A 12,267-nucleotide genomic window follows, 5' to 3' on the forward strand; every position below is an offset into this window, starting at 1 on the left:
ATCCAGTTATCCTCAGCTACTGGCAAGTACTCTACCTTCCCGATGGGCCGCGATCGCCATGCCCAGCCCGAGCACAGCCGCAAGTCCGCCGATCAGAAACACGACAGAATAGCCATAGTGATCGGCGAACAGCCCTGCGATGGGACCTGTCGCACCGTAAGCCAGATCCTGAAACGCGGCAAAGCCGCCGAGCGCGGTGCCGCGCAGTTGAGGTGGCACGCGTTTGACCACTTCCGAGCCCATCGACGGAAACACCATCGAACAGCCGAGCCCGGTCAGCAACGCGCCGACCAGTGCCAGTGAAGGGCCGGGCGCGATCCACAAGAGATATTGTCCGCACGCTTCGACCATCAGCGACACGATGGCCACCGGGGTACCGCCGATACGATCCGGCAAGTGTCCGCAAACGAGCCGCACGAGCACGAAGCCGACACCGAAACAGGTCAGTCCAAAACCGGCCAACGGCCAACCCCGGCTCGAGAAGTACAGCGAGATGAAGGCGCCGAGTCCCGCGAAGCCCACGCCTTGCAGTCCCACCGCCGCGCCGGGCCGCCAGATGCGGGCAAGGATGCGCCAGAACGATTCGCGCTTACCGGTAGGCGACCGCACTTCCGGGACGCCGTGAACCATCCACCAACCCAGCAGCGGAACGACGGTGCAGGCGAGCATCAGACCTGCAAATCCGCTGTAGCGAAGCAGCAAAAGACCAACTGGGCCGCCTGCGGCGAATGCTCCGTACATCCCGGCGCCGACGAGTGCGATGACTTTGCCCGAGCGGTGGGTGCCCATGAGGCCGACACCCCAACTGATCATGCCGACCAGTACCTGACTTTCGCCGAGACCGAGGAGCAGACGCCCGACGATCAGCAATCCGTAGCTGGCGGGCGGGGGCAGTACCGCCCACGCGGATACGAGGCAAATCAGGCTGGCCAGTGAATACAGCTTGAGTCCGCGCAGCATGCAGATCTTGCTGCTAACCTGGTCGGCGAGATTGCCGGCATGGTTGCGCGTGAGAATTGTCGAGAGGAATGCGATACCTACGGCCAGTCCTCCCAGCGCGTTGCCAAGGTGCAGTTGATGGGTCACGTAAACGGGAATGGCCGGCAGCGCCATCGCGACGGCCAGGTAGGAGAGGAACAGCGCCGCAGTCAGACGTACAAGATGGCGCTGGGCGGTATCGTCGCCGGGTGTTTCGCTCATGGGTATCAATCTCGAAGAGTGCAGTTCGCCGCAGAGCTTAGCGTTAATTCCGAAGACCGTTCAGACAGATGTTTTCGAGTTCCGGTCATTCTGCGTACTTCAGGTTTTTCCGTAGCAGCGAAAACGGTCTGCACAGGGTTGGCCGAAAAGCGAAAGTAATTGGCATTCCGGCTGCTATGCGGCGACTACCATTCACTTCAACGCAACGAATGAAGTCATCACCCACGGAGCCTTGCTTAAGCCATGAACGTGACGCGATTTAATGAAGCCCCCGAGTACTTTCCTGCGCAGCACCATCAGATGCGTTGCGTGAGACTGCAGGGCCATGAGGCCGGCCCTTCCGAAGCATTGTGGATGGGTGTGTCGACGATAGAGCCCGGAGGCCACACCTCGCTTGCAGCGTCGCCGCTGGAAAAGCACTACCTGGTGCTGCAAGGCCAGGTGGTGGTTAGTACCGGAGACGATGAAACGACGCTCTATAAACACGACTCGTGTCGCCTCGCGCCCGGTGAATCGCGTGCGTTGAGAAACGATTCCGCGCAGGCAGCGATGATTTTACTGGCGATGCCACTGCCGCGTTCGACACCGTGATGTGTGAGGCGGTTCCAGTTCCAGCGTTGCAGTTTGGTTAACGGTCTATTGATAAATGGTGGCTCGTTCGGCGTGAGGATTGCCCCTACCATTTCACGCGGCGCTGCTTGCGCCCCAGTCATAAAAGGAATGTCATGAATCTCGCTTCCATCCGCAAAGATGCCTTTGCGATGCCCGTTCATAATCCCGCCTATCCGCGGCCGCCGTATCGATTCATCAATCGGGAATACTTCATCATTTCGTATGAGACCGATTTTGATGCATTGCGCGCCATTGTGCCGGAGCCGCTGCATCCGGAAAACGATCTTGTGCATTACGAATTTATTCGCATGCCGGACTCATCCGGCTTTGGCGACTACACCGAAAGCGGTCAGGTGATCTCGGTACGCGACCAGCAAGGGCGTCTCGGCAACTACACGCACTCGATGTACCTGGATGATGAAGGCCCGATCGCGGGTGGCCGCGAAATCTGGGGTTTTCCGAAGAAACTGGCCAGGCCCACTCTGAGTGTCGACGGCAACGACACGCTGCTCGGCACGCTCGACTACGGCACACAGCGTATCGCAACCGGCACGATGGGTTTCAAGCACACAGCGCTCGATATCGAGGCCGAGCGCAAGAAGCTGGCGGACACACCGAACTATCTGTTGAAAGTGATTCCGCATGTCGACGGTTCAGCGCGCGTGTGTGAACTCGTGCGTTTCTTTCTGCGCGACGTGAGCGTGCTCGGCGCGTGGTCGGGGCCGGCAGCGCTCGAACTGCATCCGCATGCGTTGGCGCCCGTCGCCGACCTGCCGGTGAAGCGCATCGTCGGGGCTCGGCACGTGGTCGCCAATCTGACACTGGATATCGGCGAGGTTGCGTTCGACTATCTGGCCTCGACCGAGACCGTGAAACTCGCGGTCAATCAATAACGCTCCATGAACCTGCAGGAAAGGAGAGCAACATGTCTTTGACGAATAAAGTCGCGCTGGTGACCGGTGCGGCAAGCGGTATCGGTGAGCAGTGCGCACGCAAACTCGCCAGTCTCGGCGCGGCAGTGGTGATTGCCGACCTGAATCTCGAGAACGCACAGAAGGTGGCGAGCAGCATCGTCGCTGCGGGCGGAAAGGCGCTCGCCGTTGCGATGGATGTCACCAGCGAAGAAGCGGTGAATAGCGGCATTGAGCGCGCGGTGAAGGAACTCGGCAGCATCGATGTGCTCGTCTCGAACGCGGGTATCCAGATCGTCGCCCCCATTGAGGAGTATGCGTTTTCCGACTGGAAGAAGATGCTGGCAATCCATCTGGACGGCGCTTTTCTCACCACGAAAGCGGCGATCAAACACATGTACGCAAGCGGCAAGGGCGGCTCGATCGTTTACATGGGATCGGTGCACTCGCACGAGGCGTCGAAGCTGAAGGCCCCCTATGTGACCGCCAAGCATGGGTTGCTAGGGTTGGCGCGGGTGGTTGCGAAAGAAGGTGGTCCGCGCGGTGTGCGCGCGAATGTCGTGTGCCCGGGTTTTGTACGCACGCCGCTTGTCGACAAGCAGATTCCCGAGCAGGCCAAGGCGCTCGGCATCTCCGAAGCTGAAGTCGTGAAGAACGTGATGCTTAGGGAAACTGTCGACGGTGAGTTCACCACGGTCGAGGACGTGGCCAATACGGTGGCGTTCCTTGCCGGCTTCGAATCGAATGCGCTCACCGGACAGTCGGTGATCGTCAGCCACGGTTGGGCAATGCAATAAAGGGGTAACGTATGCGCAGCAGTTCGAAAAAGAACAACCGGCAGCCAGATGCGTTCGTGCTGCCGCGCTACGACGAAATTGCTCTGGTGCTTCAGGGTGGCGGTGCGCTTGGCTCGTATCAGGCCGGCGTCTTCGAAGGTCTGGTCGAGGCCGGCGTGCAACCGAACTGGATTGCAGGCGTCTCGATCGGTGCGTTGAACACCGCAATCATTGCCGGCAATGCGCCGGAGAAGCGGGTGGAAGCGTTGCACGAGTTCTGGAATTCGATCTGCCACCCGCTTGACTGGGTAGGCGGTTTGGGAGCCTGGATACCGACCGTGTTCGGCATGCATGATCAGTCGCGCAAGTGGGCCGGCCTGTGGGCAGCAGGACGCGCCTTGACGGAAGGTCAGCCGGGATTTTTCTCGCCACGCAGACCGTTGCCGATGGCCGGATTCGGCAAGCAGACGTCCAACCTGGTGAGCTACTACGATACGTCTGCGTTAAGGGAAACGCTCCTGCAGTTCGCCGATTTCGATCGCATCAACGACGGCGACATCCGCGTGTCGGTCGGCGCGGTGAATGTACGAAACGGCAACCTGGTGTATTTCGATAACACGAAAATGCGTCTGGAACCGGAGCATTTCATGGCGTCGGGCGCATTGCCGCCTGGCTTTCCTGCGGTGGAGATCGACGGCGAGTACTACTGGGACGGCGGCCTCGTGTCCAACACGCCGCTTACCGAGGTGTTGCGCGATGCGGATCACAAGGATGCATTGGTGTTTCAGGTGGATCTGTGGAGCGCGCGCGGTAATCCACCGGGCGACTTCCTCGACGTGTCCGAACGCGCCAAAGACATTCAATACTCGAGCCGCACGCGGGCGATCACCAACATGCTGGCAGATCGTCAGAAGCACGCGCGTTTCATCAAGGAACTGCTTGCGCATGTTCCGCCTGACGTGCTGAAGTCCGATCCGCTATTCCGTCGCGCGGAAGAAGCCGCTGACGGCAGCGCGATCAATGTCGTGCATCTCATCTACAAGAACAAACCTTATGAGGGGCATTACAAGGACTACGAGTTCAGCCTCGACACGATGAACGAGCATTGGGAGAGCGGTCTTGAGGATATCCGTGACTCGTTCGCCCATCGGGAGTGGTTCGATGTGCCGAGCCGAGAACAGGGCTTCGTGACACATGACGTGCATCGGCGCGCCGACGCCGTGCCGCAGTCTGACCGTAACATGCCTGAATTGCCGCTTGGAGCGGAGCGAAAGGTTGCTGTGTAGACGATTTGCGCCGCTATTGCCTCTGTAGGGATAGCGGCGCCGGTCTGCTAAACGGGATTGATTTCATCCTGGCTACGCCGCGTGGTGCGAGGCCCCAGCGTACGTATGGTGATCGCTACGGTCAGCAATGCCGCAGCGATGATGCCGAACATGGCCCCTGCGCCCCGCTGGTTCAATACCGGCAGCAGGATGAACGGCAAGACGCCGCTGACGAAGCGTGACAGCGAGTAGGTGCTGCCGATCGCAGTGGACCGCACACTGGCCGGAAATATCTCCGACTGATATACGTGGTACGCATTGCTGAATACATTCGATGCGCACGTTGTCAAAAAGCCGAAGCACACGATCAACATTGAGTTGTTCGAATAGGCAAAACATAACCCGAAGACTGCGATCGAGAGGATAGACGCGACTACCAGCGTCCGGCGTTCGATCCAGTTGAGAAGCGGAATCGAAAGCAGAGACCCCACGGGATAGCCGAGGAACGACAGCGCGATAAACAACGTCCCACCTGTGATGTCGTAACCGCGGCTTTTCACCACGGTGCTGGCCAGAGTGCCGAAGCCGTAGTAGCCGAACCCTTGCAGCATATGGAAGATGGTCAGCATTACATAACGCTTGCCGTAAGGCGCCTGGCGCAGTAAGGCAAAACGTTCGCTCAAGCGCATTGGGTGCTGGTGTGGTTTCGCTTCCGGGGTAATGCTCGACACGTTAACACCTGCGCTGCCGGCAAACCTTCGCAGCATGGCGTGCGCCTCTTGCACGCGTCCCTGGGCCAGAAGCCAGCGCGGGCTTTCCGGAAGCTTGTGCTGAACGAACAGGACCAATACGGCACCGAGGCTCCCAATCGCGAGGATGATCCGCCAGCCCGCCACACCGCCAAGGTGCAGCGGATTGAGCCACACTGCAAGGAATCCCACTAACGGTACAGCCACATACGAAGTGGTGTAGGCCCATGCAGCCAGCCGGCCGCGGCGTTCTTTGGGCAGAATCTCGGAGAGGAAGCTATCTGCAACGGGATAGATCGCGCCCACGCCAATGCCGGTAAGCACGCGGCAGGCTACCAGCATTCCGGCGTTCACCGAGAATGCACCGGCCAGCGAAAAGAAGCTATACCAGACGAGGGTGAACAGAAACGCCTTGCGCCTGCCGATACGGTCGGCGATGCTGCCGAGGAGAAATGAGCCCACGAACATGCCAATGAAGGCTGAGGCGAGCAGGAACTTGAAGTCGGTGCTGTGCGGGTTGATTCCGTACTCGCTCTGAAGCGCGGTGCCGATCGAGCTGACGAGAAAGATCTCGTACATGTCGAAGAAGAGGCCAATGCCGATCACCCACACCACGAATCGATGCAGCGAGCCTACCGGCATGTTGTCCATCCAGTCACCGACCGTGAAGGCATCGGCGGACTGAGGCGCTGCACTTGCTGCTATGCCTGCTTCGGAGGATGGAAAGGCAGGTTGGGCGCCTGTAGCGGCGCCCATGCCCGGATTGTTGGCATTCATGGTGTCTCCTTGATTTGTAGGTTGTGGTGTCTTGCCGCCCACGGTTCTTATGCCGGGTGCGGAGCTGGGCATTACCAATCAGCTCAGGAGTTCTGAAATCTCGATCAGGTTGAGATCAGGATCTCGCACGTACACCGAACGAATTTTTTGCGTAGCGCCCGTTCGCTCGACCGGACCTTCGACGATCGGCCATTCCACCTCGTTCAGATGCCGGATAACGTCGTCAAGGGGAACGGTGGTGATGAAGCACAGGTCCAGCGCGCCAGGCACGGGCACGTGCGCCTTGGGTTCGAATTCGGCGCCACGGACGTGGAGATTGATTTTCTGGTTGCCGAACCGGAACGCCAGACGGCCTGCGCCGAAGGTTTCGAGTTCCATCTGCATGACCTGCGTGTAGAAATGCCGGGTCGCTTCGGGGTCGACACATGTCAGGACGAGATGATCGAGGTGATCGATCAATGGCATACCAAACTCCTTCTTGAGCAAGAGCGATAACGCTATGTTTCGCATCCTGCTGCATTTTCCGGAGCGCGATAATCGATGGATTCTCAAGCAGGCTTTCCTTCCAGGAAAGGCTCATCTGGAAGGAAGGGCGAGCGGTGGTGGCGCTTTAGACGGTGGTCTGCATGCCGATTCGGCCAATTGTCTGATGGGTCGTGCTGGAGGGGGCGGCCTTTCAGGCGATCAAGCGGGCTATGTGTAGGAGCTAGACATCCCGTTCGCGGAAGTGTTCAACCGCCAGGTCAATGAACGCCTTGACCTTGAGCGACTGGAACTTGCGCGTCGAGTAAACGATCCGGAACTCTCGGTCCGCCAGGTGATACTCAGGCAATACGCGCTGCAGGCGTCCGGTGCGGATGTCGTCTTCGACCAGATACGCGGAGAGGGTGGCGATGCCCATCCCGGCTAACGCGCTTTCACGCACCATCCCGATGTTGTTGCACACAAAGCTGGCCTTGGGATGCGCAGCTATAGGCGTACCGTCGGCGGCGTGGAAAACGATTTCTTCGTTGCTGTGTTCAGTACGGAATGCCAGGTATGCGTGATGGGCCAGATCCGATGGATGTTTAGGTGACCCATGCGCATCGATATAACTGGGCGCTGCGCAGACGTAAAAGTCGGTATGCGTAAGATGGCGCGAGATCTGGCTCATGCCATGGATCCGGCGTGCCGGCAGAATCCCGAGATCGAACTCCTCCTCGATCAGATCGACCGTGCGATCGGCGAGAACGAATTCGACGACGACGTTAGGATAGGCGCGCTGGTAAGCGGCGAGTACCGGCGCCAGTTTCCGCTGGGCAAAGAGGGCCGGCGCAACGACACGGATTCGCCCAGAGGTGCTCACCGCATTGGCCGAAAGCATCAGATAGGTCTCTTCGATCTCGCCGAGAATCTGCCGGCAACGCTCCAGATAGATGCGTCCAGGTTCGGTCAGCGACATCTTGCGCGTAGTTCGTTGCAGCAAGCGGGTACCGAGGTGGTCTTCAAGTTCGGAAATGATCCTGCTTGTTCTCGGCACCGCGATATCGAGCGCCTCTGAGGCACGCGCGAAGCTGTTGAATTCCGCAACTTTGACGAAGACCCGCATCGAATTCAGTGCGTCCACCTTGCATTCTCCCGGTCGCTGTTAAGAGCAGGCGTGGCAGCGCTTTGCCCTGGATACAGAAGAGACTTTAGCGGGGAGCGATTCAGTTGTTAGGTCAAGTACTTTCGAAATTCGGACATCCGGCACGCGGGATCGTTGGCGAATCTGAGCCGCGCTGACCGGCATCGTGGCTTCGTGGTCAACGATATTAGAAGTTAATCTTCCAAGTTTACCTTGCAAGTTTGACTGTTTTTGTCCATGCTGTGTCTCATTGTTCCATCCAGGCGTTCCTGAGACATATGTCCAAAAAGCCTTTCGATCAAGCCATCATCGACTTTATGCAAGCCATCGGGATGCTGGTGCGGCGGACTCGCAGCGAATCCTATAGCGACGAGCTTTCGTTCACGGAATCGATGGTCGTATCACGTCTCGCGAAAGACGGTCCCGCCACCACGGCCGATCTTGCGCGTGCCGAGGGTATGAAACCCCAGTCAATGGGCACGACGGTGGCGTCGCTCGAAGAAATGGGCATGATCAAACGCAAGCCGCATGCGACCGACGGGCGCCAGGTGCTGATCGAGCTGACCCAGAAGGCTGTCCAGTTACGCAAGAAAACGGGGGACGCCAAGCGCATGTGGCTGTCGCAGGCGATTGACGCACTCGATGATGAAGAGCGCGAAACGCTCTTCAAGGCCGGCGAAATCATCAAACGGCTGGCGGAAAAATGAGCAGCTCCACCCGAAGCGCGAACACATCGAATCGCATCGATCCAATGGTCTGGCGGGTCGCAGTTGTCGTATTGATCGCGCCAATCATGACGCAAGTCGATTCGACTGTCGTAAACGTAGCGTTGTCGACCATCGGTCAGTCGCTCCACGCGTCGATTGCGTCGGCGCAGTGGATCATCAGCGGCTATCTGCTCGCGATGGCGCTGATGCTGCCACTTAACGGCTGGCTGGTCGACCGCGTCGGCGCGAAGCGCATTTACCTTGCGTGCTTTGCCGCATTCACACTGGCCTCGCTTCTCTGCGGCGCGGCACGCACCATGGACGAATTGATCTGTGCCCGGATCGCTCAAGGACTGGCGGGAGGCGTGCTGACGCCGATGACGCAAATGATGATCGCACGCGTCGCCGGAAAGAACATGGCGCGTGCGATGGGCTATGTCACCGTGCCTATCCTGGTCGCGCCGGTTGTCGGCCCTGTGCTGGCCGGGGCGATTCTCGCGCATGCCACGTGGCCCTGGCTGTTTTACCTCAACTTGCCACTTGGCGTGTTGGGCGTCATCCTGGCGGTTCGACTGCTTCCGCGCGATACGCTGGCGGAGCAAAAGCGGCCGTTTGATTTTCCTGGCTTCCTGTTGATCTCGCCAGGTCTCGTAGGCGTCATCTATGGCCTGCAGAACACGTCTATAACGCTCGGAAAATGCACGTTAGTGGTGGGTGCGCTGTTTCTCTGCGGCTTTTTCTTTTACTCTATACGTCGCGGCAGCGCGTCGCTGATCGACGTGAGGATTTTCCGCAACCGGATTTTTTCGGTTGCCGCAGCCACGCAATTCTGCGCGAATGGGATCATGTTTGGACGGCAGCTTCTCATTCCACTCTACCTCATAACCGGTTGCGCGCTGTCCCCCGCTCAAGCCGGCTGGCTGATCTCAGCAATCGGGGTTGGGATGATGTGTTCGTTCCCACTAGTAGGATTCCTGACGGACCGGTACGGTTGCCGCGCGGTCTCTGCCGGAGGCGCAGGCCTCGCCTTTCTTGGCATGCTGCCGTTCCTATGGATGATCGAGCATCAGTTCTCGCCTGTATGGGCAGCACTCAGCCTGTTCGCGACGGGAGCGGGGCAGGGAACGATCAATATACCGTCAATCACCGCAGCCTATTCGTCGATTCCGAAAGACAGGATTCCGCTGGCGAATACAGCGTTAAACATCGCGCAAAGGCTCGGCGCCCCGATTGCGACCACCCTGCTGGCCATGGTCATGTCGCTTTCGATGCATGCCGCAACGAACGCCGAACCGCAGCGGTTTTTTGTCGTGTTTATCGTACTCACTGGTTTTCATTTGATGGCCGTGGGCGCGGCAAGCTTCCTGCCCTTAAGGATTCATCGTCCCGCGGAATCTTGAGGCGCACGCGACGAACGGTTCCGTTCATCACTCCCCGATGAGGTGCGCGACGATGTCGCGTGTCTGGGGAAGGCGTCGATGTTCGAACAGGTAGATGCCTTGCCACGTGCCCAACGTCATGCGTCCATGTCCGACCGGTATGGAAAGCTGCACCTGGGTGAGGGCCGTGCGCAGATGCGCGGGCATGTCGTCGGGTCCTTCGGTGTCGTGTTCGTAGCGGGTGAGGTCTTCGGGCGCGAGTGTGCCGAAGTAGGTTTCCAGATCGCGTCGCACAGATGGATCGACATTCTCCTGAACGAGGAGAGACGCGGAGGTGTGACGGCAAAACAGCGTCAGAATGCCGGTCTGGACGGACGCTTCATGAACAAACTCACGCACGTCCGCGGTGAATTCAACAAGCCCGCGCGCGGGCGCCTTGACGTGCAAATGGCGAATGGCTTGGTGCATCGAATCGACTCCTGCCTGGCCGGTTTTCGAAGTGTGAAGACGTAGGCGCTGGGGCGCATCGTGCGAGGAGACGACGGCACCCGCTGCTGCGATGAGTATGCCACGCAGCTTACAGGGCCGGACATGACACCACGCTCAGCGGGGCGAGCACGGTGCCGGGCTGCCCCGCGCCGGCGGGTTGTCCTTGCGGCGGTGTGGAGATCAGACGCGTGCTGTTTGCCGCGGCATTCGCGAGCACATAGAGTTCATGGCCGCCGTCGGGCTGCCAATAGGCTCGATACACGCTCCCGTCGACGAATACCTGTAACGCGCCGTGCACCGTCTTGCCACCGCCGACGAAATCAACAGGTTCGCCACTGCGTAACCGGAAGCCACCATCCGGCTGGTTCGCCCCGCTGGCTCCGACCAGCCTGCCGCATGCGTCGCCCCCATCTGCCGCCCACGCGGCGGTTGAGAGCAGCAAAACGGCCAGCGGGGCAATCGTCTTCAGTTTCATGGCGTGAACTCTTTGGTGAGGCCTGCGAAAGGCATTGGGTCGAAAGGTAGCAGCAAGATTCATGACCGCACTTTGCAGCGTCTGATGAATACGCGGCGTGCGAAACGCTTTCGTCTAACGTTTATTGCCTACTCGCAATCGTTTGCGTGTTGCTCGCAAACCCTTAAAGCGCAGAAAAGCTGCGTAAAACGCCCTGATTGCGCTGAATTTTGGGCGCAGTGCGCCGATAACCAGCTATGAGGCGGGAGCGTTCGATCGGTGTCATGGGCGACATCAACGCGCTGTGCCCGGTAATCGAACCCGGAGAATCAGTAATGGCATCAGAATTGCGCGCGACCGATGAACGTACAAGCTTGACCAGCTCGAACAAGTTCGAATTGCTGCTGTTTCGCCTTGGGTCGGTTCCTGATAGCGATGCCCACGAGCTATACGGTATCAACGTCTTCAAGATCCGCGAAATTTCGACCATGCCGAACGTGACGCCGATTATGGGCGCGTCGGAGTTTGTGATGGGCGCGGTGGATATTCGCGGGCAAATCATTCCGGTGATCGATCTGCCGCGACTGATGGGCTGTCAGCCGACGCGCGGCCTGAACATCCTGCTGGTTACCGAGTTTGCGCGCTCTACGCAGGCTTTTGCGGTCGAGGAAGTGGACGACATCGTCCGGCTCGAATGGAACCAGGTGCTGACGGCCGAAGGCGCCGCTGCCGGCAAGTCGGTGACGAGCATTGCGCGTATCGACGGCAACACGGGCGATTCGCGGCTCGCTCAGGTCATCGACGTCGAGCAGGTCTTGCGCGATGTTTTCCCGACCCAACACCCGGCGGTCGATCCCAATTCGGTCGGTGCACATCTGCGCATGCCGCCCGGAGCCAAGATTCTCGCGGCGGATGATTCAGGCTTTGCACGCAAGCTGATCGAACAGGCTTTAGGTGCGATCGGCGCGGAGTACATCATGGCCAAAACCGGTGAAGAAGCCTGGAACATGCTGCAGCAGATCGCGCGCGACGCCCAGGCTCAGAACCTGCGCGCACGCGACAAGGTCGCCCTCGTCCTGACCGACCTCGAAATGCCCGAAATGGATGGCTTTACGCTGACCCGGCATATCAAGGGCGATGCGCGTACTCGCGACATTCCGGTTGTGATTCATTCGTCGCTGACCGGAGCCGCCAACGAAGCGCACGTGAAGAATGCGGGTGCGAACGGATATATCGCCAAGTTCGCGGCCGGTGAACTGGCGCAAGCAATCCGCAAGGCGATCGAGGGGTCGCTGGACGAGCTTCAGGTGCAGACGGCCTGAGCAGCACGGCGGACCATCAC

The 12,267-nt window shown here is 59.2% G+C and carries 14 protein-coding genes; 8 read left to right on the forward strand and 6 right to left on the reverse strand.

Annotated elements, in window-relative coordinates:
- Nucleotides 1-12: 12 nt before the first annotated feature.
- The gene (locus P3T20_RS31760; RefSeq protein WP_429288888.1) at nt 13-1,200 is read right to left on the reverse strand and encodes an MFS transporter; all 1,188 of its coding nucleotides are present in this window, start codon (nt 1,198-1,200) and stop codon (nt 13-15) included.
- Between the two features lie 243 nt (nt 1,201-1,443).
- Here P3T20_RS31760 and P3T20_RS31765 point away from each other — a divergent pair, with 243 nt between their 5' ends.
- The 4 genes from P3T20_RS31765 to P3T20_RS31780 all read left to right on the forward strand — a co-directional run bounded on the left by P3T20_RS31765 (nt 1,444) and on the right by P3T20_RS31780 (nt 4,785).
- A complete protein-coding gene (locus P3T20_RS31765) occupies nt 1,444-1,791 on the forward strand; it encodes a cupin domain-containing protein (protein WP_429288889.1) in 348 nt (115 codons plus the stop codon).
- Nucleotides 1,792-1,925: 134 nt separating this feature from the next.
- Entirely contained in the window at nt 1,926-2,705 is a 780-nt protein-coding gene (locus P3T20_RS31770; RefSeq protein ID WP_429288890.1) for an acetoacetate decarboxylase, read from the forward strand.
- Nucleotides 2,706-2,737: 32 nt separating this feature from the next.
- The gene (locus tag P3T20_RS31775; RefSeq protein ID WP_429288891.1) at nt 2,738-3,520 is read left to right on the forward strand and encodes a 3-hydroxybutyrate dehydrogenase; all 783 of its coding nucleotides are present in this window, start codon (nt 2,738-2,740) and stop codon (nt 3,518-3,520) included.
- Between the two features lie 11 nt (nt 3,521-3,531).
- Entirely contained in the window at nt 3,532-4,785 is a 1,254-nt protein-coding gene (locus P3T20_RS31780) for a DUF3734 domain-containing protein (RefSeq protein WP_429288892.1), read from the forward strand.
- A gap of 47 nt (nt 4,786-4,832) precedes the next feature.
- Here P3T20_RS31780 and P3T20_RS31785 read toward each other — a convergent pair whose 3' ends face one another.
- Together P3T20_RS31785 and P3T20_RS31790 are read right to left on the reverse strand one after the other, a co-directional pair.
- A complete protein-coding gene (locus P3T20_RS31785) occupies nt 4,833-6,269 on the reverse strand; it encodes an MFS transporter (RefSeq protein ID WP_429288967.1) in 1,437 nt (478 codons plus the stop codon).
- A gap of 99 nt (nt 6,270-6,368) precedes the next feature.
- Nucleotides 6,369-6,755: a VOC family protein gene (locus P3T20_RS31790; protein ID WP_429288893.1), complete on the reverse strand. Its 387-nt coding sequence runs from the start codon at nt 6,753-6,755 to the stop codon at nt 6,369-6,371.
- A gap of 34 nt (nt 6,756-6,789) precedes the next feature.
- On the opposite strand from P3T20_RS31790, the gene P3T20_RS31795 reads away from it, so the two are divergent.
- Entirely contained in the window at nt 6,790-6,993 is a 204-nt protein-coding gene (locus tag P3T20_RS31795; RefSeq protein WP_143787656.1) for a hypothetical protein, read from the forward strand.
- 3 nt (nt 6,994-6,996) lie between these two features.
- Here P3T20_RS31795 and P3T20_RS31800 read toward each other — a convergent pair whose 3' ends face one another.
- Nucleotides 6,997-7,896: a LysR family transcriptional regulator gene (locus P3T20_RS31800; RefSeq protein WP_429288894.1), complete on the reverse strand. Its 900-nt coding sequence runs from the start codon at nt 7,894-7,896 to the stop codon at nt 6,997-6,999.
- 221 nt (nt 7,897-8,117) lie between these two features.
- On the opposite strand from P3T20_RS31800, the gene P3T20_RS31805 reads away from it, so the two are divergent.
- Nucleotides 8,118-8,603, forward strand: a complete 486-nt coding sequence (locus P3T20_RS31805; protein WP_429288895.1) for a MarR family winged helix-turn-helix transcriptional regulator — start codon at nt 8,118-8,120, stop codon at nt 8,601-8,603.
- Complete coding sequence (locus tag P3T20_RS31810; RefSeq protein ID WP_429288896.1) at nt 8,600-10,003, forward strand: DHA2 family efflux MFS transporter permease subunit; 1,404 nt, start codon at nt 8,600-8,602, stop codon at nt 10,001-10,003. Before P3T20_RS31805 ends, P3T20_RS31810 begins: the two co-directional genes overlap by 4 nt.
- Nucleotides 10,004-10,030: 27 nt before the next feature.
- Here the strand turns inward: P3T20_RS31810 and P3T20_RS31815 are convergent, their stop codons facing one another.
- Nucleotides 10,031-10,450: a secondary thiamine-phosphate synthase enzyme YjbQ gene (locus P3T20_RS31815; RefSeq protein ID WP_429288897.1), complete on the reverse strand. Its 420-nt coding sequence runs from the start codon at nt 10,448-10,450 to the stop codon at nt 10,031-10,033.
- A 109-nt stretch (nt 10,451-10,559) separates the two neighbouring features.
- Entirely contained in the window at nt 10,560-10,946 is a 387-nt protein-coding gene (locus P3T20_RS31820) for a hypothetical protein (RefSeq protein WP_429288898.1), read from the reverse strand.
- A 314-nt stretch (nt 10,947-11,260) separates the two neighbouring features.
- On the opposite strand from P3T20_RS31820, the gene P3T20_RS31825 reads away from it, so the two are divergent.
- Nucleotides 11,261-12,247: a chemotaxis protein gene (locus tag P3T20_RS31825; RefSeq protein WP_074267371.1), complete on the forward strand. Its 987-nt coding sequence runs from the start codon at nt 11,261-11,263 to the stop codon at nt 12,245-12,247.
- Nucleotides 12,248-12,267: the final 20 nt, after the last annotated feature.

This window comes from Paraburkholderia sp. GAS206C, from assembly GCF_050435645.1.
In the GTDB taxonomy this organism is placed as follows: domain Bacteria; phylum Pseudomonadota; class Gammaproteobacteria; order Burkholderiales; family Burkholderiaceae; genus Paraburkholderia; species Paraburkholderia phenazinium_B.